Source organism: Microbacterium sp. BG28 (assembly GCF_034044005.1).
Lineage (GTDB): Bacteria > Actinomycetota > Actinomycetes > Actinomycetales > Microbacteriaceae > Microbacterium.
Genome location: NZ_JAXCHA010000002.1, coordinates 671,171 through 691,385, shown reverse-complemented (window position 1 = coordinate 691,385; position 20,215 = coordinate 671,171). Strand labels below are relative to the sequence as shown.

At 69.7% G+C, this 20,215-nt stretch carries 19 protein-coding genes; all 19 read left to right on the top strand.

What is annotated here, in order from left to right:
- Positions 1–13 precede the first annotated feature (13 nt).
- The 19 genes from rpoZ to SK224_RS09145 all read left to right on the top strand — a co-directional run bounded on the left by rpoZ (position 14) and on the right by SK224_RS09145 (position 20,205).
- A complete protein-coding gene (gene rpoZ, locus SK224_RS09235; protein ID WP_137416980.1) occupies positions 14–268 on the top strand; it encodes a DNA-directed RNA polymerase subunit omega in 255 nt (84 codons plus the stop codon).
- Positions 269–359: 91 nt separating this feature from the next.
- Complete coding sequence (metK, locus tag SK224_RS09230; RefSeq protein WP_320434411.1) at positions 360–1,553, top strand: methionine adenosyltransferase; 1,194 nt, start codon at positions 360–362, stop codon at positions 1,551–1,553.
- Position 1,554: 1 nt separating this feature from the next.
- Complete coding sequence (locus SK224_RS09225; protein WP_320434410.1) at positions 1,555–3,555, top strand: primosomal protein N'; 2,001 nt, start codon at positions 1,555–1,557, stop codon at positions 3,553–3,555.
- A gap of 8 nt (positions 3,556–3,563) precedes the next feature.
- Positions 3,564–4,484 (top strand): methionyl-tRNA formyltransferase, encoded by a 921-nt coding sequence (gene fmt / locus SK224_RS09220; protein WP_320434409.1) that lies wholly within the window; start codon positions 3,564–3,566, stop codon positions 4,482–4,484.
- Positions 4,481–5,845, top strand: coding sequence for an RsmB/NOP family class I SAM-dependent RNA methyltransferase (locus tag SK224_RS09215; protein WP_320434408.1), 1,365 nt, complete (start codon positions 4,481–4,483; stop codon positions 5,843–5,845). Before fmt ends, SK224_RS09215 begins: the two co-directional genes overlap by 4 nt.
- A gap of 20 nt (positions 5,846–5,865) precedes the next feature.
- Positions 5,866–6,537: a ribulose-phosphate 3-epimerase gene (gene rpe / locus SK224_RS09210; protein WP_320434407.1), complete on the top strand. Its 672-nt coding sequence runs from the start codon at positions 5,866–5,868 to the stop codon at positions 6,535–6,537.
- 41 nt (positions 6,538–6,578) lie between these two features.
- Positions 6,579–6,842, top strand: coding sequence for a phosphoribosyl-ATP diphosphatase (locus SK224_RS09205; RefSeq protein WP_274288155.1), 264 nt, complete (start codon positions 6,579–6,581; stop codon positions 6,840–6,842).
- A gap of 43 nt (positions 6,843–6,885) precedes the next feature.
- Positions 6,886–7,728: an ATP phosphoribosyltransferase gene (gene hisG, locus SK224_RS09200; protein ID WP_137416986.1), complete on the top strand. Its 843-nt coding sequence runs from the start codon at positions 6,886–6,888 to the stop codon at positions 7,726–7,728.
- On the top strand, positions 7,728–8,492 hold the full coding sequence (gene hisF, locus SK224_RS09195) for an imidazole glycerol phosphate synthase subunit HisF (RefSeq protein ID WP_320434406.1): 765 nt from the start codon (positions 7,728–7,730) through the stop codon (positions 8,490–8,492). Before hisG ends, hisF begins: the two co-directional genes overlap by 1 nt.
- The gene (gene hisI / locus SK224_RS09190; RefSeq protein WP_320434405.1) at positions 8,489–8,845 is read left to right on the top strand and encodes a phosphoribosyl-AMP cyclohydrolase; all 357 of its coding nucleotides are present in this window, start codon (positions 8,489–8,491) and stop codon (positions 8,843–8,845) included. The genes hisF and hisI overlap by 4 nt, the downstream gene beginning before the upstream one ends.
- Complete coding sequence (locus tag SK224_RS09185; protein WP_320434404.1) at positions 8,842–9,447, top strand: Trp biosynthesis-associated membrane protein; 606 nt, start codon at positions 8,842–8,844, stop codon at positions 9,445–9,447. Before hisI ends, SK224_RS09185 begins: the two co-directional genes overlap by 4 nt.
- Positions 9,448–9,488: 41 nt before the next feature.
- Entirely contained in the window at positions 9,489–9,719 is a 231-nt protein-coding gene (locus tag SK224_RS09180; RefSeq protein ID WP_320434403.1) for a DUF6704 family protein, read from the top strand.
- A gap of 2 nt (positions 9,720–9,721) precedes the next feature.
- The gene (gene trpC, locus SK224_RS09175; RefSeq protein WP_320434742.1) at positions 9,722–10,498 is read left to right on the top strand and encodes an indole-3-glycerol phosphate synthase TrpC; all 777 of its coding nucleotides are present in this window, start codon (positions 9,722–9,724) and stop codon (positions 10,496–10,498) included.
- The gene (gene trpB, locus SK224_RS09170; RefSeq protein ID WP_320434402.1) at positions 10,495–11,763 is read left to right on the top strand and encodes a tryptophan synthase subunit beta; all 1,269 of its coding nucleotides are present in this window, start codon (positions 10,495–10,497) and stop codon (positions 11,761–11,763) included. Before trpC ends, trpB begins: the two co-directional genes overlap by 4 nt.
- Positions 11,760–12,545 carry a tryptophan synthase subunit alpha gene (gene trpA / locus SK224_RS09165; protein ID WP_320434401.1) on the top strand — a complete coding sequence of 262 codons (786 nt, stop codon included), beginning with the start codon at positions 11,760–11,762 and terminating at the stop codon, positions 12,543–12,545. Before trpB ends, trpA begins: the two co-directional genes overlap by 4 nt.
- Before the next feature lie 43 nt (positions 12,546–12,588).
- On the top strand, positions 12,589–13,056 hold the full coding sequence (locus tag SK224_RS09160) for a DUF805 domain-containing protein (protein ID WP_320434400.1): 468 nt from the start codon (positions 12,589–12,591) through the stop codon (positions 13,054–13,056).
- 41 nt (positions 13,057–13,097) lie between these two features.
- Positions 13,098–14,105 carry a prolipoprotein diacylglyceryl transferase gene (lgt, locus tag SK224_RS09155; RefSeq protein WP_320434399.1) on the top strand — a complete coding sequence of 336 codons (1,008 nt, stop codon included), beginning with the start codon at positions 13,098–13,100 and terminating at the stop codon, positions 14,103–14,105.
- A 51-nt stretch (positions 14,106–14,156) separates the two neighbouring features.
- The gene (gltB, locus tag SK224_RS09150; protein ID WP_320434398.1) at positions 14,157–18,746 is read left to right on the top strand and encodes a glutamate synthase large subunit; all 4,590 of its coding nucleotides are present in this window, start codon (positions 14,157–14,159) and stop codon (positions 18,744–18,746) included.
- Complete coding sequence (locus tag SK224_RS09145; RefSeq protein WP_234072859.1) at positions 18,739–20,205, top strand: glutamate synthase subunit beta; 1,467 nt, start codon at positions 18,739–18,741, stop codon at positions 20,203–20,205. Before gltB ends, SK224_RS09145 begins: the two co-directional genes overlap by 8 nt.
- Positions 20,206–20,215: the final 10 nt, after the last annotated feature.

Sequence of the window (20,215 nt, the reverse complement as noted above, 5' to 3'; positions counted from 1 at the left end):
AGGAGGTACCGCCATGGCTGGGACCAACCAGGGCATCATCGAGCCCCCCATCGACAGCCTTCTCGACAAGGTCGACTCGAAGTACCAGCTCGTCATCTACGCATCCAAGCGGGCGCGTCAGATCAACGACTACTACTCCGATCTCCACGAGGGCAACCTCTTCGACAACGTGGGTCCGCTCGTGGACTCCACGATCGAGGACAAGCCGCTGACGATCGCGCTGCACGAGATCAACGAGGACAAGCTGCGGCTGCGTCACGCCGAGTGATCTGATCACCTCGACGCTCCCCCCGGCACTCCCGTGTCCGGGGGGAGCGTCACAGTGAGGGGTGTCCCTCACATCTCGAGTGGGAGTTGCGATGACCGAGCTGCGTCTGTTCACGTCCGAGTCCGTCACCGAAGGGCATCCGGACAAGATCTGCGACCAGATCTCCGACAGCATCCTCGACGCGATCATCGCGGAGGATCCGACCGGCCGTGTCGCCGTCGAGACCCTGGTGACGACGGGTCTCGTACACGTCGCCGGTGAGGTGTCCACGCGTGCCTACGTCGAGATCCCCGCGATCGTGCGCGATGTCGTGAACCGCATCGGATACACCTCCAGCGACACCGGCTTCGACGGCGATTCGTGCGGCGTCTCGGTCTCGATCGGCGCGCAGTCCTCGGACATCGCGGCCGGCGTCAATCAGGCATTCGAGCAGCGCGAGGGACGATCGGTGGATCCGCGCGACGAACAGGGCGCCGGGGACCAGGGCATCATGTTCGGTTTCGCCACGACCGAGACGGCGCAGCTCATGCCCATGGCGGCGTGGACCGCGCACCGGATGGCCGAGCGCCTGGCCGCGGTGCGCCGATCCGGAACCCTCGAATTCCTCCGTCCCGACGGCAAGACGCAGGTCACTCTGGGCTACGACGGCCACACGCCCAAGACGGTCGAGTCGGTCGTGCTCTCGACGCAGCATCATCCGGACATCAGTCAGGACGAGCTGCGCGAGCTGGTGCGTCGGGATGTCATCGATCCCGTCCTCGCCGACACCGGGCTCGACACACCGGATGTGCAGTACTACATCAACCCCGCCGGCCCCTTCGTGACCGGCGGCCCCAAGGGGGATGCCGGGCTGACCGGTCGCAAGATCATCATCGACACCTACGGGGGAGCGGCACGCCATGGCGGTGGGGCCTTCAGCGGGAAGGACCCGTCCAAGGTCGACCGCTCCGCCGCGTACGCCATGCGCTGGGTGGCCAAGAACGCGGTCGCGGCGGGTCTCGCCGAGCGCCTCGAGGTACAGGTCGCGTACGCGATCGGCAAGGCGAGTCCCGTGGGCCTCTACGTCGAGAGCTTCGGCACGGGGCATGTGAGCGACGAGACCATCACGGCGGCCATCCTCGACGTCTTCGACCTGCGGCCCAAGGCCATCATCGACCAGCTGGATCTGCTGCGTCCCATCTACTCGGCCACCGCCGCCTACGGTCACTTCGGCCGCGAGCTCCCCGAGTTCACCTGGGAGCGTCTGGACCGCGTCGACGAGTTGCGCGCCGCAGCCGGGCTCTGAGATGACCGGGGCAGCCGGCCCCTCTCGGCCCGTCGCGCGCGTGCTGCTCGACTCGCCGCTGCCGCAGCTCGATCGCCTCTTCGACTACGCGATCCCGCCGGAGTTCGACGAGGACGCCGTGCCCGGGGTGCGTGTGCGCGTACCGCTGCGCAGCGCCGGCCGCGTCGTCGACGGGTTCCTCGTCGAACGCGGCGAGGAGACGGACCACGAGCGTCCGCTCTCGGAGCTCGACAGCGTGGTCTCACCGATGCCCGTCCTGCCTCCGAGTCTCTACAATCTCGCCCGGCGCGTCGCCGATCGAGCCGCGGGCTCCGCGTCCGACGTGCTCCGCCTCGCCGTGCCGAAGCGGATGGTGCGTGCCGAGAAGGCATGGCTGCACTCGCCCGAGCCTGTCGTCGAGGCACCCCATCCCGACGCGGTGAAGACCGCCGAAGAGGTCCTCGCGGCCTTTCCGCACCTGGCCGAGGGCATCCGCGCCGGTGAACGCCTCGCCGTGGATGCGACGCCGCGCGTCGTGGAGCTCGCGGGGGGCGGCACGGTCGGATCGTGGGCGGTACTGATCGCCGCCGCGGCGACCATCACCCTCGCGGCGGGGCGCAGCGTCGTCATCGTCGTTCCCGACCACCGCGATCAGGAGCAGGTGATGACCGCGCTCGCGGGGCGCGTGCCGCCGAACGCGCTCGTGCAGTCCGATGCGCGGCAGACCGGGCCCTCACGCTACGGTGCGTATCTGCGCACCCTCGCGGCGGCTCCCTGCATCGTGGTCGGAAACCGATCCGCCGTCTACGCGCCCACGAGCGACACGGGTCTCGTCGTGATCTGGGACGATGGTGATCCGTTGCTCGCAGAGCCGCTCAGCCCCGGTGTGCACGCGCGCGACGTGGCACTGCTGCGGCAGGAGAGCGAACAGAGCGCTTTGCTCGTCCTCGGCCACACGCGCACCACGGATGTCGAGCGGCTGGTCCAGATCGGGTGGTTCCGCCACCTGGCGGCGGCACGTCGCGTGACGCCGCGCGTCGTCCTGACGGCGACATCCGACGCGGTCGCGCACGCACGCATCCCGTCCACGGCGTTCCAGGCCGTGCGCGACGCGCTGATGGATGGACCGGTACTGGTCCAGGTCGCGCGCCCCGGGTACGCGCCGGTGGTGGTCTGCTCCTCCTGCCGAGCACCCGCGCGCTGCGCGCACTGCTCGGGTCCGCTCCGCGTGCGCAGACAGGGCCGGCCTCCGGAATGCGCCTGGTGCGGACGGGGCATCGCCGGCTGGCAGTGCACCGTCTGCGAGGGGCAGAACCTGCGCCTCGCATCGTCAGGGAGTGAGCGCACCGCGGACGAGCTCGGTCGGGCGTTCCCCGGGACGCGCGTGATCGTGGCCGACGGCGACCATCCGGTCGCGCGCGTCGAGCACCGCCCTGCTCTGGTCATCGCGACCCGGGGGGCGGAACCGATCGCGGAAGGCGGGTACCGCGCGGTGCTGCTCCTGGACGGCGACCGGATGCTGCTCGCCGAGGACCTGCGCATCGGCGAGTCGTGCCTGCGGTGGTGGTCGAACGCCGCGGCCCTGACGGCGCCGGGCGCGCCCGTGCTGCTCACCGGGGTCGCCGGTCCGCTCGCTCGCGCCCTGGCGACGTGGACGCAGGCCGCGTACGCCCGCTCGGAGCTGGCCGACCGCGCGGTGCTGCATCTGCCGCCCGCGGTGCGGGTCGCCGTCGTGGAGGGCGAGCCGCGAACCGTCCACGGCGCGCTCGCGCAGCTGCGGGCCGAGGTCCCCTCCCTCGACCCGGACGCCGTCCTCGGGCCTGCTGAGATCCTCGGGGAGGACCCGCCCCGCTCGCGCGCCCTCGTGCGTTTCGACTACGGCCACGGCAAGGCCGTGACGGGTCCGCTGCGGGCGGCGGTCATCGCCGACGCCGTCCGCGCGCGTCGTGCACGCGGCCGGGCCCCCGCGCGGAGCCGGAATACACTCAGAGTTCGGGTGGACGTGCCCGATCCCGAGCTGTGAGGAACCCGATGCGTCTTGTCTTCGCGGGAACGCCCGAACCCGCCGTCGCTTCGCTGCGCGCCCTGGCCGCCACCGATCATGATCTCGCTTGCGTCGTCACGCGCCGTGACGCGCCCGTGGGGCGCAAGCGCGTGCTCACCGCGTCGCCCGTCGCCGACGCGGCCGCCGAGTTGGGCCTCGAGGTGCTCAAGACCGACCGGCTGGATGCGGAGGCGACCGAGCGCATCGCGGCGCTCGAACCGGATCTGGGCGTGATCGTGGCGTACGGCGGCCTCGTCCGGCAGCCGCTGCTGAGCACGCCGCGACTCGGATGGATCAACCTCCACTTCTCGCTGCTGCCGCGCTGGCGCGGAGCCGCGCCCGTGCAGCGGGCGCTCATCGCCGGAGACGGCGAGACCGGCACGAACGTCTTCCAGCTGACCGCGGGTCTCGACGAGGGCGATGTATACGGCGGCACCCGCTACCGCATCCCCGCGACAGCCACCGCCGGACGCGTCCTGGAGGATCTCGCGCGAGACGGCGCTGCGGTGCTCGTCGACATCGTCGACCAGTTGGCGGCGCGCACGGCCCGCGGAGTCCCGCAGGTCGGGGAGAGCACGTACGCGACAAAGCTGACCGCGGAGGACGGCCGTCTGGACTGGACGCAGGCGGCGGATGCGGTGCTGGCGCGTTTCCGGGGTACGACGCCCGAACCCGGCGCCTTCACGACGGTCGACGGCGTGCGCGTCAAGATCCACGACATGCATCGCGCGGAGCACGCCGCAGCCTTGGCTCCCGGCGCGATCCGCGCCGTGCAGTCCGAGGTGCTCGTCGGCACCGCCACCGACCCCGTGGCGCTCGTGCGCGTGCAACCGGCGGGCAAGGGGGCGATGGCCGCGGGCGACTGGCTGCGCGGTCTCCGCGCGACGGCGGGGCTGGTGGCGTCGTGAGCCGTTCAGATCCCCGCCGCGTGGCCTTCGACACGCTGCGCGCGGTCGCCGCATCCGATGCCTACGCGAACCTGCTTCTGCCGGTCGAGATCTCACGCGCAGGGCTCGACGCGAAGGACGCGGCGCTCGCGACCGAGCTGACCTACGGGACCCTCCGGCGCCTGGGCACCTACGACGCGATCATCGAGGCGGCGGCGGGGCGTCCCACCGACGAGATCGACGAGGATGTTCTCGACGCCCTGCGGCTGGGCGCGCACCAGCTGCTGTCGACTCGGATCGCCTCGCACGCGGCCGTGCACGAGACGGTCGCGCTCGTACGCGAGACGATCGGCGCAGCGCCGACGGGATTCGTCAACGCCGTGCTCCGGCGGATCTCCCGCGACACGCCCGGGGAGTGGCTCGCCCGCATCGAGGCGGCGGCGCGTTCGGACGACGAACGACGGGGACTCGCGTATGCGCACCCGGTCTGGGTGATCCGCGCCTTCCGTCGGGCGCTGGCCGCAGAGGGGCGCGCCGACGAACTCGACGACCTTCTGCGCGCGGACAACGCGTCGCCACGGGTCTCACTTGCGGTGCTTCCGGGTCTCGCCGACCGGCCCGCCGAGCTCGCTCCGACGCGGTACTCGCCGGTTGGCGCGCTCTCCGCAGGCGGTGATCCCGAGCCGGTGATCCGCGCGGCCGGCGGCCGCATCCGAGTGCAGGACGAAGGCTCGCAGCTGGCGGCGCTCGCCCTCAGCCGTGCCCTGCCCGTCACCCCAGGGGAGCGGTGGCTCGATCTGTGCGCGGGGCCGGGCGGCAAGACCGCCCTGCTCGCCGCAGAAGCCCTCATGGGCGGTGCGCTGCTGGAGGCGAACGAGATCGCGCCGGCCCGCGCGGGCCTCGTGCGTCAGGCTCTCGCGGGGGTGCCGGCCGACGTCGCGGTCAGCGAGGAGGACGGGCGTTCGCGTGCCGGTCGAGCCCGCTACGACCGCATCCTGGTCGACGCGCCGTGCACGGGCCTGGGTGCGTTGCGTCGGCGGCCGGAGGCGCGCTGGCGCAAGTCGCCGGCAGACGTGGCAGCACTCGCGAGCCTGCAGCGGGAGCTGCTGGAGAGCGCCCTCGATGCGCTGACGCCCGGCGGCATCGTCGCCTACGTCACCTGCTCGCCCCACCTGGCGGAGACGAGCGCGGTCGTGGCCGAGGTGCGCCAGCGCCGAGGCGACGACATCGAGGAGCTCGATGCCCGCGCCGTGCTGCAGAACGTGGCGAGCCAGCCCCTCGATCTGCCCGCGCCCGCCGACGGCGCTGGACGCGCCCAGCTGTGGCCTCACCGCCACGGCACGGACGCGATGTCGATCTCGCTCCTTCGACGGCGCGCGTGAGCGTCGCCGATAATGGCAGGGTGAGCGCTCCCCGCATCAACCCATCCATCCTGGCCGCAGACTTCGTCAACATGCAGGCGGAGCTCGGCCGTATCTCCAGTGCCGATTTCGTGCACGTGGACGTGATGGACAACCACTTCGTGCCGAACCTCACCTTCGGTCCGCAGATGGTCGAGAGGGTGCAGGCGACGAGCCCTGTGCCGCTGGATGTGCACCTCATGATCGACGACCCGGACCGCTGGGCGCCCGGTTACGCGGAACTGGGCGCAGCCTCGGTGACGTTCCACCTCGAGGCGGCCGCCGACCCGGTGGGGCTCGCGCGACGGTTGCGTCAGATCGGCGCACGCGCCGGAGTCGCGATCAAGCCCGGTACCTCCGAAGAGCCGCTTCTGGAGCTGCTGCACGAGTTCGATCAGATCCTCGTGATGACCGTGGAGCCGGGTTTCGGCGGACAGTCGTTCATGCCCGAGACGATGCCCAAGCTCGCCCGCCTCGCCGACGCCGCGCGTCGGGTCGAGTCCGCGGTCTGGCTCCAGGTCGACGGGGGCATCGCGCCGACCACCATCGAGCAGGCGGCATCCGCCGGCGCGGACACGTTCGTCGCCGGATCCGCCGTGTTCGGCGCGGCGGATCCGGATGCGGCGATCGCCGGGCTCCGGGCACAGGCCGCCGTGAGGACGCATCGCCACTGAGGGCGACATCCGCGCCGGTCGCCGGACGGTACCCTAGGACGGTGAAGACGTTCGACGACCTGTTCGCGGAGCTCGAGCTCAAGGCCCGGACGCGACCGGCCGGATCCGGCACCGTCGCGGAGCTGGATGCCGGTGTGCATGCGATCGGCAAGAAGATCGTCGAAGAGGCGGCGGAGGTCTGGATGGCCGCCGAGTACCAGAGCGACGCGGAAGCGGCGGAGGAGATCTCCCAGCTGCTCTACCACCTGCAGGTGCTCATGCTGGCCAAGGGCCTGACACCGGCGGACGTGTACCGACATCTCTGATGCCCGCACCCGCCGCATCCGTCATCTTCCCGAGAGTTTTCCCATGCTGAGAATCGCCGTGCCCAACAAGGGCTCCCTTTCCGAGACCGCGGCGGCCATGCTCGCCGAGGCGGGCTACAAGGGCCGTCGCGATCCCAAGGATCTGCACGCCATCGACCCGCTCAACGACGTCGAGTTCTTCTACCTGCGTCCCAAGGACATCGCCACCTACGTCGGTTCGGGTGCGCTCGATGTCGGCATCACCGGTCGCGACCTGCTGCTGGACGCCCGCATGCCGGGCGCTCGCGAGATCGAGGCGCTCGGCTTCGGCGGCTCCACGTTCCGCTTCGCCGGCCCCCCCGGTCGGTTCACGGAACTCGCCGACCTCGAGGGGATGCGGGTCGCCACCGCCTACCCCGGTCTCGTCGACGCCTACCTCGACGAGCACGGTGTCGCCGTCGATCTCGTGCCGCTGGACGGCGCCGTGGAGTCGGCCGTCGAACTCGGCGTCGCCGATGCGGTGGCCGACGTCGTCTCCACGGGCACCACGCTCCGCCAGGCCGGGCTCGAGATCTTCGGGCCGGTCCTCCTGGAGTCGGACGCGGTCCTGATCACCGGCGCGCAGGAGCCCGCGGGACTCGAGACGCTGCTGCGCCGCCTGCGCGGCGTCATCGTCGCGCGCGAGTACGTGCTCATCGACTACGACCTGCCCGCCGATCTCGTCGACGACGCGATCGCCGTCGCCCCCGGGATCGAATCCCCGACGATCTCGCCGCTGCGGGACCCGTCCTGGGTGGCGGTTCGTGTCATGAGCCCGCGCAAGGGCGTCAATCAAGTCATGGACGCGCTCTACGCGATCGGTGCGAGGGCGATCCTCGTGACCGAGATCCACGCGGCGAGGCTCTGATGAGTCTGGTCTGCCGAGTCATCCCGTGCCTGGATGTGGCGGCGGGGCGCGTGGTGAAGGGCGTGAACTTCGAGAACCTCCGCGACATGGGCGACCCCGTCGAGCTTGCACGGCTCTACTTCGAACAGGGCGCTGACGAGCTCACCTTCCTCGACGTGACGGCGACCGTCGACGAGCGGGCGACGACCTACGACGTCGTGCGACGCACGGCGGAAGAGGTCTTCATCCCGCTGACGGTCGGCGGTGGCGTCCGCTCCGACGAGGACGTCGCGAGGCTGCTCGCGGTGGGTGCGGACAAGATCGGCGTCAACTCCGCGGCGATCGCCCGTCCTGCCCTGATCGACGAGATCGCCGACCGCTTCGGTGCGCAGGTGCTCGTGCTGTCGCTGGACGTCAAGCGTGCCGAGGGGATGCCCTCGGGATTCGCCGTCACGACTCATGGCGGCCGCACGCTCACGCAGCTCGACGCTCTCGCATGGGCGCGCGAGGCGATCGAGCGCGGTGCGGGCGAGCTGCTGGTCAATTCGATCGACGCCGACGGCACGAAGAACGGCTTCGACCTCGAGCTCGTCGCTCTGATGCGGGAGATCTCCCGCGTGCCGGTCATCGCCTCCGGCGGCGCCGGTCACGTCGGCGACTTCGCGCCCGCGATCCGCGCAGGCGCAGACGCCGTGCTGGCCGCATCCGTCTTCCACTCCGGTCAGCTCACGGTCGGCGACGTGAAGGATGCGCTGGTCGACGAGGGGATCGAGGTGCGGCGGTGAGCGAGAGCGTCGAAGAGCGCATCGCCCGGGTCCGTTTCAACGACCAGGGGCTGGTCGCGGCGATCGTGCAGCAGTGGGACACCCGCGAGGTGCTCATGATGGGCTGGATGGATGCGGAGGCGCTGCGTCGCACGCTCACCTCGGGCCGCGCCACCTACTGGTCGCGCTCGAGGCAGGAGTATTGGCGCAAGGGCGACACCTCGGGGCACATCCAGGTCGTGCACGGCGCCCGGCTGGACTGCGACGGCGACGCCGTGCTGCTGTCCGTCGAACAGACCGGCCCCGCCTGCCACACGGGCACACGGACCTGCTTCGACGCCGACGACCTCGACCCCGTGCGAGGCGGCGAGTGATCCGTCGCGCGCGCTCGAGCGCCGTACTGGCGATCCTCGGGGCGGGGGCTGTGAGCACGCTGGCCGCCACGCAGACCTGGATCCACGTCTCGCTGACGGACGGCGCAGCCGCTGATGTCACGGTCGCGGGGACGGCGGCGATCCCCGTGCTCACGCCGCTGAGTCTCGCTGTGCTCGCGCTGGGCGCTGCGCTGTCGATCGTCGGCCGGGTACTGCGGATCGTCTTCGGCGCTCTGACGGTGGCTGCGGCGATCGGTATCGCCCTGCTCACAGCGCCCGTCGCCTTCGATGCCCCCGTCGACGCCTACGCCCCGAGTGTGACGGAGACCACCGGCATCACCGGTGACTCGTCGGTGGCGGCACTCGTCGCGAGCACGAGCGTGACCGGGTGGCCCCTCGCCTCGCTCCTCGCGGGGCTCGTGCTGCTGGTGGCGGGCTCCTTCGTTCTCGTCACCGGTTGGCGCTGGCCGGGCGGGGGGCGAAAGTACGACGCACCGCGCCGCCGAACGGCCGTCGCCGACGACGCGCCGCTGGACGCGATCGACTCGTGGGACGACCTCTCACGCGGCGACGATCCGACTTTCCCCGACTCGCCCCGCTAGACTGGATCCGGCCGTCACGTGGCCGCACCCGAAGGAGAGACATGAGCAATTCCATCGACGACCCCGGCCACGGACACTCCCCGGCAGCCTGGACGGCCGTGGTGATCATGCTCGTCGCCGTGGCGCTGGGCACGGTGTTCTTCGTTCTCGACATGCCTGTGCTCGTCTGGGCGTCGGTCGGTCTGCTCCTGGGTGGCCTGATCGTCGGGTGGGCCCTGGCCCGCGCCGGTTGGGGCGTCAACGGCCCGAAGTACGTCGCGAAAGAGCACTGATGGTGCTCGCCGACCTCACGGCCGGCGCAGTCGAGGATGCCCGCGAGCGCGAGTCGCGCACGCCTCTGGCGGCAGTGGAACGCGCCGCGCTGAGCCGTCCCGCTGCGCTCGATGCCCTCGCCGCGCTCGCCCCCGCGGACCGCGTGAAGATCATCGCAGAGGTGAAGCGCGCCAGCCCGTCCCGCGGCGATCTGGCGGCGATCCCGGATCCTGCCTTCCAGGCGTTCCGTTACGAAGAGGGCGGCGCGAGCGCGATCTCGGTGCTGACGGAGGGGCGCAGGTTCAAGGGCAGCCTCGCCGATCTCGAAGCGGTGCGCGAGCGCGTCTCGGTCCCGGTGCTGCGCAAGGACTTCATCGCCACGCCCTATCAGGTGCTCGAAGCCCGGGCGTCCGGGGCAGACCTGGTGCTGCTGATCGTCGCGGCCCTCGAGCAGCCGCTCCTGGCCGAGCTGCACGATCTCGTTCTCCAGCTGGGCATGACGCCGCTCGTGGAGACGCACTCCGCCGAGGAGTTGTCTCGCGCATCCGATCTCGGAGCACGTCTCATCGGGGTGAACGCGCGCAACCTCAGCACCTTCGAACTCGATCGCGATCTGTTCGGCCGTCTCGCCGATTCGTTCCCGAGCGGCGCGATCAAGATCGCTGAATCGGCGGTTCTCACTCCCGACGACGTGCGCCACTACCGCTCCGGCGGCGCGGACGTCGTCCTCATCGGCGAGGCTCTCGTGACCTCGGAACCGGTCGCGACCCTGCACGCTTTTCTGGAGGCTGGATCATGAGTCTGCGCGATGTCAAAGGACCCTTCTTCGGTCAGTACGGCGGGCGCTACATGCCCGAGTCGCTCATCGCCGCGATCGACGAGCTGACCGCCGTCTACGAGTCCGCGATCGTGGACCCCGCCTTCCAGGCGGAGTTCGCGGAGCTGCTGCACTCCTATGCCGGACGTCCGTCGGTGCTGACCGAGGTACCGCGATTCGCCGCCCACGCGGGCGGCGGACGCGTGTTCCTCAAACGTGAGGACCTCAACCACACCGGCTCGCACAAGATCAACAACGTGCTCGGGCAGGCTCTGCTCACCAAGCGTCTGGGCAAGACCCGCGTCATCGCGGAGACGGGCGCCGGCCAGCATGGCGTCGCGACCGCGACGGCCGCGGCGCTGTTCGGCTTCGAGTGCACGATCTACATGGGCGAGGTCGACACCGAGCGGCAGGCTTTGAACGTCGCGCGGATGCGGCTGCTGGGCGCCGAGGTCATCCCGGTCACGACGGGCTCACGCACCCTCAAGGACGCCATCAACGAGGCGTACCGCGACTGGGTGGCGAGCGTGGAGACGACGAACTACATCTTCGGCACCGCGGCGGGTCCGCATCCGTTCCCCGCCCTCGTGCGCGACTTCCAGAAGATCATCGGCGAGGAGGCACGTGCGCAGCTCCTCGAGCAGGTGGGCCGGCTTCCCGACGCCGTGTTCGCGTGCGTGGGTGGTGGTTCGAACGCGATCGGCATGTTCGACGCGTTCCTCGATGACGAGTCGGTGGCGCTCTACGGCGTCGAAGCGGCAGGCGACGGGGTGGACACGCCGAAGCACGCTGCCTCCATCGAACGCGGCCGCGCCGGCATCCTTCATGGCGCCAAGACCTATGTGCTCCAGGACGAGGACGGCCAGACCGTCGAGTCCCACTCGATCTCGGCGGGCCTGGACTACCCGGGCGTCGGCCCCGAGCACGCGTGGCTGGCCGACATCGGGCGTGCGTCATACATCCCGGCGACCGACGACGAGGCCATGCAAGCGCTGCGTCTCCTGTCGCGCACCGAGGGCATCATCCCCGCCATCGAGTCGGCGCACGCGCTGGCGGGTGCGCTGCGCATCGGCAAGGAACTCGGCCCCGACGCGGTCATCGCCATCAACCTGTCCGGTCGCGGCGACAAGGACATGGACACGGCGGCCCGCTACTTCGACCTTTACGACGCCGACGGCGACGAGGGGTCGCCGGTCGACGTTCCGCCCGCGGCGGACGAAGCACGGGGAGAGGGGACCGAACTGTGACCTCACGCGTCGCCGCGGCCATCGAGGCCGCCCACGCCCAGGGACGCGGCGCGTTCGTCGGTTATCTTCCGCTCGGGTTCCCCGACATCGCCACCAGTATCGAGGCGGCCGTCGTGCTCGCCGAGAACGGTGCCGACATCATCGAGCTCGGTCCGCCGTACTCCGACCCGGTGATGGACGGCCTGGTGATCCAGGAGGCGACCCAGGCCGCTCTCGCCGCAGGCTTCCGCCTGCGCCACCTCTTCCCGGCGATCAAGGAGATCGCGAGCCGCGTCGACGTTCCCGTCGTCGTGATGACCTACTGGAACCCCGTCTTCCAGTACGGCGTCGATCGATACGCCGATGACCTGCTCGCGGCCGGGGGAGCGGGACTCATCACTCCCGACATCACCCCCGACGCCGCGGCCGAATGGATCGCGGCGAGCGAACGAACGGGATTGGATCGCATCTTCCTCGCCGCCCCCACCTCGAGCGACGAGCGGCTCGAGCTCGTCGTGCAGAACTCGACGGGATTCGTCTACACGGTCTCGACGATGGGGATCACGGGGGAGCGCGCCGAGCTGGATGCGGCCGCCCGCACGCTCGTGGCGCGACTGCGCGAGCGGGGTGTGGAGCACGCCGCGGTCGGCATCGGCATCTCGAATGCGGAACAGGTTTCCGGCGTCCTGGAGTACGCCGACGGCGCGATCGTGGGCACCGCCCTGGTGCGGGCGCTTCGTGATGGCGGACTCGAGGAGCTGGGACGCACCGCTCGCGCCCTCGCCGACGGTACACGTCGCTGAGTCCGGCTCGCGAGGCCGGTGCTGTTCGCGTAGCGTCGCCGAGGTGAGCTCTTCCACGATCCCCCTGTCGCACCCGCTCTACGGCGCGACGTGGCCGCAGGCGATCGGGCGGTACTTCCTCAAGTACGCGACGTTCGCGGGCAGGGCGAGCCGCAGTGAGTTCTGGTGGTGGGTGCTGACGAACACTCTGGTCGGGATCGGATTCCAGATCGTCTCGACCGCCGCCGGCGCCCCGCTGACGTTCTCGGCATGGCCGGCACCCTACGTGGTGTGGAACGGCGCTCAGTCCGAGGCAGGCGTGACGACGGTCATCGGGGCTGTCGCGGCCCTCTATTCGCTGCTCACCCTGCTACCCGGTCTCGCCCTGACCTGGCGCCGTCTGCACGACACCGATCGCAGTGGGCTGTGGTTCTTCATCCTGCTGATTCCGCTGATCGGGGCGATCGTCCTGCTGGTGTTCACGATCGAGCGTTCCCGACCTGAGGGCGCCCGCTTCGACAGGTATCCCTGAGCGGGCACGAGTGCCCCATCGACGCCTTTAGACTCGTCGTCATGACGTTCGCCCTCACGAGCGCGCCCGCAGGCGTGCTCGCCAGCATCCCGAGCCCTCCGATCAACGGATTCAACCTGTGGCCGGGCGGCCCGGAGATCCGCTTCTACGCGCTGTGCATCATCGCCGGCATCGTTGTGGCCACGCTCCTCACGAACAGGCGCCTGACCAAGCGCGGCGGCGAACCCTGGGTCGTTGTGGACATCGCTCTGTTCGCGATTCCGCTCGCGCTCATCGGTGCACGGATCTTCCACGTGCTCACGCACCCGGGGTTCTACTTCGGCGACGGCAAGAACACCTGGAACCCGTTCGAGCCCGGATCGGTGTGGGCCATCTGGGAGGGCGGTATCGCGATCTACGGCGCCCTCATCGGCGGCGCGATCGGCGCGCTCATCGGCTGTCGCTGGACCGGGATCCGATTCTGGAGCTTCGCCGACGCGCTCGCCCCCGGGCTCATCATCGCCCAGGCGATGGGCCGCTTCGGCAACTACTTCAACCAGGAGCTGTTCGGTCAGCCGACCGACGGGTGGTGGGGGCTGGAGATCGCCCGACCGAACGATGCGATCCCCGTCGGACTGCCAGAGAGCACGCTTTTCCAGCCGACCTTCCTCTACGAGGTCATCTGGAATCTCTTGGGGGCGGCCGTCATCCTGTGGGCCGGCAAGCGCTTCACGCTCCAATGGGGTCGGCAGTTCGGTCTCTACCTCGTCTGGTACTCGGCGGGCCGTATCGTCTGGGAGAACATCCGTATCGACCCGAGTGAGGTGTTCCTCGGGCTGCGCTCGAACGTGTGGGCTGCCATCTTCGGCGTCATCCTCGGACTCGTCATCCTCGTCGTCCAGAGAGTGCGTCACACGGGCTTGGAGGCCTCGCCGTACCGGCCCGGTCGCGAGTGGGTGGACAAGTCGGCTGTACAATCGCAGAACACCGAGGACTTCGTCGATGTGAGCGCACCCCCCGCCGACGAAACCATCACCACTGGCAGCGCCACAAGCACCGCCGCCAAGTAACTCTCCGGGCCGACGTCGTCCCAGCAACAGCAACAATCGAGGACGGTTGGTATGGCTTCGAGCCCCCGTCACAGCGCCCCCGGATCTGCGGGCTTCGGCGCCTTCCCTGCCAAGCAGGGCATGTACAACCCGGCGTTCGAGAAGGACGCGTGTGGTCTGGCCATGGTCGCGACCCTTCGCGGCGAGGCGGGCCACGACATCATCGATCTCGCGCTCACGGCGCTTCGCAACCTGGAGCATCGCGGCGCGATCGGCTCCGACGCCGGCACCGGCGACGGAGCGGGCATCCTCACGCAGATGCCGGACGCGTTCCTGCGCGCCGTCGTGGACTTCGACCTGCCGCCGGTGGGGGAGTACGCGGCGGGTCTCGCGTTCCTGCCGCGCGACGGTGAGGAGCGCGCCGCGCAGAAGGCCGGCATCGAGCGCATCGCGGCGAGCGAGAACCTCGTGGTGCTGGGCTGGCGCGAGGTGCCCACGGAGGAGGAGCACCTCGGCAAGCTCGCCCTCGAGGCACGCCCGGCGTTCGAGCAGCTTTTCCTGTCGCGCCCGGCCGTGGGCGACGCGCCCGCGCTCAGCGGCATCGACCTGGACCGCCGCGTGTTCCGGCTCCGCAAGCGCGCCCGCAACGAGCTCGACGCCTACTTCGTCTCGCTCTCCAGCCGCACGCTCGGGTACAAGGGCATGGTCACGACGCTGCAGCTCGAGCCCTTCTATCCCGACCTGCAGGACGAGCGCTTCGCCTCCGAGCTCGCCGTCGTCCACTCCCGCTACTCGACCAACACGTTCCCGTCGTGGCCGCTCGCGCAGCCTCTGCGGATGGTCGCTCACAACGGCGAGATCAACACGGTCAACGGCAACCGCAACTGGATGCGGGCGCGCCAGTCGCAGCTCGAATCCGAGGTGCTGGGCGACATCCGTCCGCTCCTGCCGATCTGCACCGACGGAGCCAGCGACTCGGCGTCGTTCGACGAGGTGCTGGAGCTTCTGACGCTCACAGGCCGCAGCCTGCCGCACGCCATCATGATGATGGTCCCGGAGGCGTACGAGAAGCAGCCCGACATGGACCCGAAGCTGCGGTCGTTCTACGAGTACCACTCCATGCAGATGGAGCCCTGGGACGGCCCTGCAGCCCTGATCTTCACCGACGGCACCGTCGTGGGCGCCACCCTCGACCGCAACGGCCTTCGTCCGGGACGCTGGACGGAGACGACCGACGGCCTGGTCGTCATCGGCAGCGAGACCGGCGTGCTCGACTTCGAGCCGGAGCGCATCAAGCGCCGCGGTCGGCTGCGACCCGGTCGCATGTTTCTCGTCGACACGGCTCAGCGCCGCATCATCGAGGACGACGAGATCAAGAATGAACTCGCGACCCTCCAGCCGTGGCAGGAGTGGCTGGATGCCGGTCGTGTGCGCCTCTCCGAGCTCCCCGAGCGCGAGCACATCGTGCATCCGATCGCTTCCATCACGCGGCGTCAGCGCACCTTCGGATACACGGAGGAGGAGGTGCGCATCCTCCTGACTCCCATGGGGCAGACGGGCGCCGAACCGTTGGGCGCGATGGGCAGCGACACGCCCGTCGCGGTCCTGAGCGAGCGCCCCCGGCTCCTGTTCGACTACTTCACCCAGCAGTTCGCGCAGGTGACCAACCCGCCGCTGGACTCGATTCGCGAGGAGGTCGTGACCTCGCTGTCGCTGGGCCTCGGCCCCGAGCCGAACCTGCTGAGCTGGGGTGCGGAGCACGCGCGCACCGTCACGCTCGACTTCCCGGTGATCGACAACGACGAGCTCGCGAAGATCCAGCACATCGACACGGCGCTCCCGGGTCGCACCTCCGCCACCATCCGCGGCCTCTACCGCGTGCAGGCCGGGGCGAAGGGGATGGAGAAGCGCCTCACGCAGATGTGCGCTGAGGTCGATCGTGCCATCGAGGACGGTGCCGAGTTCATCGTGCTCAGCGATCGCGACTCCAACGCGGACCTGGCACCCATCCCGTCGCTGCTGATGCTCGCGGCCGTGCACCACCATCTCATCCGCAACGAGACCCGCATGAAGGTCGGTCTCGTGGTCGAGGCGGGTGACGTGCGCGAGGTGCACCACGTGGCCACCCTCATCGGCTACGGAGCCTCGGCGGTGAACCCCTACCTGGCGATGGAGAGCGTCGAGTACCTCGTGCGCGCCGGGTTCATCACGGGCATCTCACCCGAGAAGGCGGTCAAGAACCTGATCAAGGCGCTCGGCAAGGGCGTTCTGAAGATCATGTCGAAGATGGGCATCTCCACGGTCTCGTCCTACGCCGGGGCGCAGGTCTTCGAGGCGGTCGGACTGTCCGAGGAGTTCATCGCGTCCTACTTCACCGGCACCGAGTCGAAGCTGGGCGGTGTGGGGCTGGATGTCATCGCTGCCGAGAACGCGGCACGCCACGCCTTCGCGTATCCGGAGGATGCGGCAGCGCGCGCGCATGAGCGACTGTGGACCGGCGGCGAGTACCAATGGCGTCGGGACGGCTCGCCGCACCTGTTCAACCCGGACACCGTCTTCCGGCTGCAGCACGCGACGCGCGAGCGCCGTTACGACATCTTCCGCGAGTACACGAAGCTCGTGGACGATCAGGCGAGCGAGCTCAAGACGCTGCGCGGCATGTTCGGCCTGCGCACCGGCCTCCGCCCTCCCGTGCCGATCGACGAGGTCGAGCCCATCTCGGCGATCGTGAAGCGCTTCTCCACCGGAGCGATGAGCTACGGCTCGATCTCCAAGGAAGCGCACGAGACGCTCGCGATCGCGATGAACCGCATCGGCGGCAAGTCGAACACGGGCGAGGGCGGTGAGGACGTCGAGCGTCTGCTCGATCCGGAGCGGCGCAGCGCGATCAAGCAGGTGGCGTCGGGCCGTTTCGGTGTCACCAGCCTGTACCTCACCGAGGCCGACGACATCCAGATCAAGCTCGCGCAGGGTGCGAAGCCCGGTGAGGGTGGACAGCTGCCCCCGCAGAAGGTCTACCCGTGGGTCGCGCGCACCCGCGGCGGCACGCCCGGAGTCGGGCTCATCTCGCCGCCTCCGCATCACGACATCTATTCGATCGAGGACCTCAAGCAGCTGATCTTCGACCTCAAACGCGCGAACCCGACGGCCCGGGTGCATGCGAAGCTCGTGAGCCAGTCGGGCATCGGCGCGGTCGCCGCGGGCACGGCGAAGGCCCTGGCCGACGTCATCCTGGTCTCCGGGTTCGACGGCGGAACGGGTGCCAGCCCGCTCAACTCGCTCAAGCACGCGGGAACCCCATGGGAGCTGGGTCTCGCCGAGACGCAGCAGACGCTCATGCTCAACGGCATGCGCGATCGCGTGGTCGTGCAGGTCGACGGGCAGCTCAAGACCGGCCGCGACGTGATCATCGGTGCGCTTCTGGGCGCCGAGGAGTTCGGATTCGCGACCGCGCCGCTCGTGGTCTCGGGCTGCGTCATGATGCGCGTGTGCCATCTCGACACGTGCCCGGTGGGAGTCGCGACGCAGAACCCGGTTCTGCGTGAGCGTTTCACCGGCAAGCCCGAGTTCGTCGTGAACTTCATGGAGTTCATCGCTCAGGAGGTGCGCGAGTACCTCGCCGAGCTCGGGTTCCGATCGCTCGACGAGGCGATCGGCCACAACGAGCTGCTGGACGTCAACGGTGCGATCGAGCACTGGAAGGCGAGCGGCCTCGATCTGGCTCCCGTCCTGGAGGGCCCTGCGTTCGCCGAGGACGAGCCGCGCCGCAACGCCCGCGAGCAGCTGCACGAGCTCGAGAAACACTTCGACGTCACTCTCATCGAGCGCGCGCAGGATGTCATCGCGCACGGCGGAACGGTCGAGATCACGCTGCCGGTGCGCAACACCGAGCGCGCCGTCGGCACGATGCTGGGACACCACGTCACGAAGGCGCGCGGTGCGAACGGGCTGCCGAGCGGTTCGATCGTTGTGAACCTCACCGGATCCGCAGGCCAGTCCTTCGGCGCCTTCATGCCGTCGGGGATCACGCTGCGCCTCGAGGGAGACTCCAACGACTACGTCGGAAAGGGTCTCTCCGGCGGTCAGATCGTGGTGCGTCCGCCTCGCGGATCGAGCTTCGACGCCGCGCAGAACGTCATCGCGGGCAACGTCATCGGCTACGGCGCGACGCAGGGCACCATGTTCCTGCGCGGCGTCGTGGGCGAGCGCTTCCTGGTGCGCAACTCGGGTGCGACCGCTGTCGTGGAGGGTGTGGGCGACCACGCCCTGGAGTACATGACCGGCGGTCTCGCCGTGATCCTCGGAACGACCGGCCGCAACCTCGGCGCCGGAATGTCGGGCGGCACCGCCTATGTGTACCGCCTGGACGAGAACCTGGTGAACCGCGAGTCTCTCGTCTCGGGCGAGCTCGAGCTGGGGGAGCTGGGATCCGGCGACGCCGCGATCCTGCGCGATCTGCTCGAGCGCCACACCGCGGAGACGGACTCGTCTCTGGCGGCATCGCTCCTCGAGGACTTCGAGGAGGAAGTGAAGAACTTCGTGCGGGTCATGCCGCGCGATTACGCAGCGGTGCTGCAGACCCGCGAGGAGGCGTTGGCGGAGGGGCTCGACCCCGACGGCGACATCGTGTGGAGCCGCATCATGGAGGTGACCGGTGGCTGACCCCAAGGGCTTTTTGAAGGTGACCGAGCGGGAGCTTCCCGCGCGGCGTCCCGTTCCCGTGCGCATTATGGACTGGAAAGAGGTCTATGAGCCCGGCGACTCGGCCGTGCTGCGCCGCCAGGCCGGTCGGTGCATGGACTGCGGTATCCCGTTCTGTCACAAGGGATGCCCGTTGGGAAACCTCATCCCGGAGTGGAACGACCTGACCTGGCGCGGTGAGGGCCGCAGCGCGATCGAGCGTCTGCACGCGACCAACAACTTCCCGGAGTTCACCGGACGGCTGTGCCCCGCTCCCTGCGAGAGCGCGTGCGTGCTGGGCATCAACCAGCCGGCCGTGACCATCAAGCAGGTCGAAGTGTCGATCATCGACGAGGCCTTCTCCCACGGATGGGTCGAGCCGGAGCCGCCGGAGCGGCTCACGGGCAAGACGGTCGCCGTGGTCGGTTCCGGACCCGCGGGTCTCGCCGCGGCTCAGCAGCTGACCCGAGCCGGTCACACGGTCGCGGTGTTCGAGCGCGACGACCGCATCGGCGGTCTGCTGCGCTACGGCATCCCCGACTTCAAGATGGAGAAGCGCCACCTGGAGCTGCGTCTTCGTCAGATGCAGGACGAGGGAACGAGGTTCCGTGCCGGCGTCGAGATCGGACGCGACATCACGTGGGACGACCTGCGCAGCCGGTACGACGCTGTCGTCGTCGCGACCGGCTCCACGGTGCCGCGCGATCTCTCCATCCCGGGGCGCGACCTGGCGGGCGTGCACTTCGCGATGGAGTACCTGGTCGAGTCGAACCGCGCGGTGGCGGGGGAGAAGCTCCACACGCAGATCAGCGCCGAGGGCAAGCACGTCGTCGTCATCGGCGGTGGCGACACCGGCGCCGACTGCATCGGCACCGCGCACCGTCAGGGCGCGCTGAGCGTGACGAACCTCGCCATCGGCAAGCAGCCTCCCGCATCCCGCCCGGATGCCCAGCCCTGGCCGACGACACCCACGATCTTCGAGGTGCAGTCCGCACACGAAGAGGGCGGCGAGCGGGTCTTCCTGGCCTCCACCGTCGAGTTCCTCTCGAACGAGGTCGGGGAGGTGCGCGCACTGCGCGTGGCCGAGACCGAGTTCGTCGACGGACGCCGCGTGCCCAAGAGCGGCACCGAGCGGGAGATCCCGGCCGACCTCGTGCTCATCGCAATGGGTTTCACGGGTCCGGAGCGCACGGAGCTCGAGGGGCAGCTGCAGACGCAGTTCACCTCGCGCGGCAACCTCGAGCGCGACGACGCGTACCAGACCACCACGCCCGGCGTGTTCGTGGCCGGTGACGCGGGACGCGGCCAGTCGCTCATCGTGTGGGCGATCGCCGAAGGGCGTGCGGCGGCCGCATCCGTCGACCGCTACCTGATGGGTTCCACCGCATTGCCCGCTCCTGTACGGCCCACCGATATCGCGATCGGGTTGCAGCCCGCGTAGGCTGAACCTG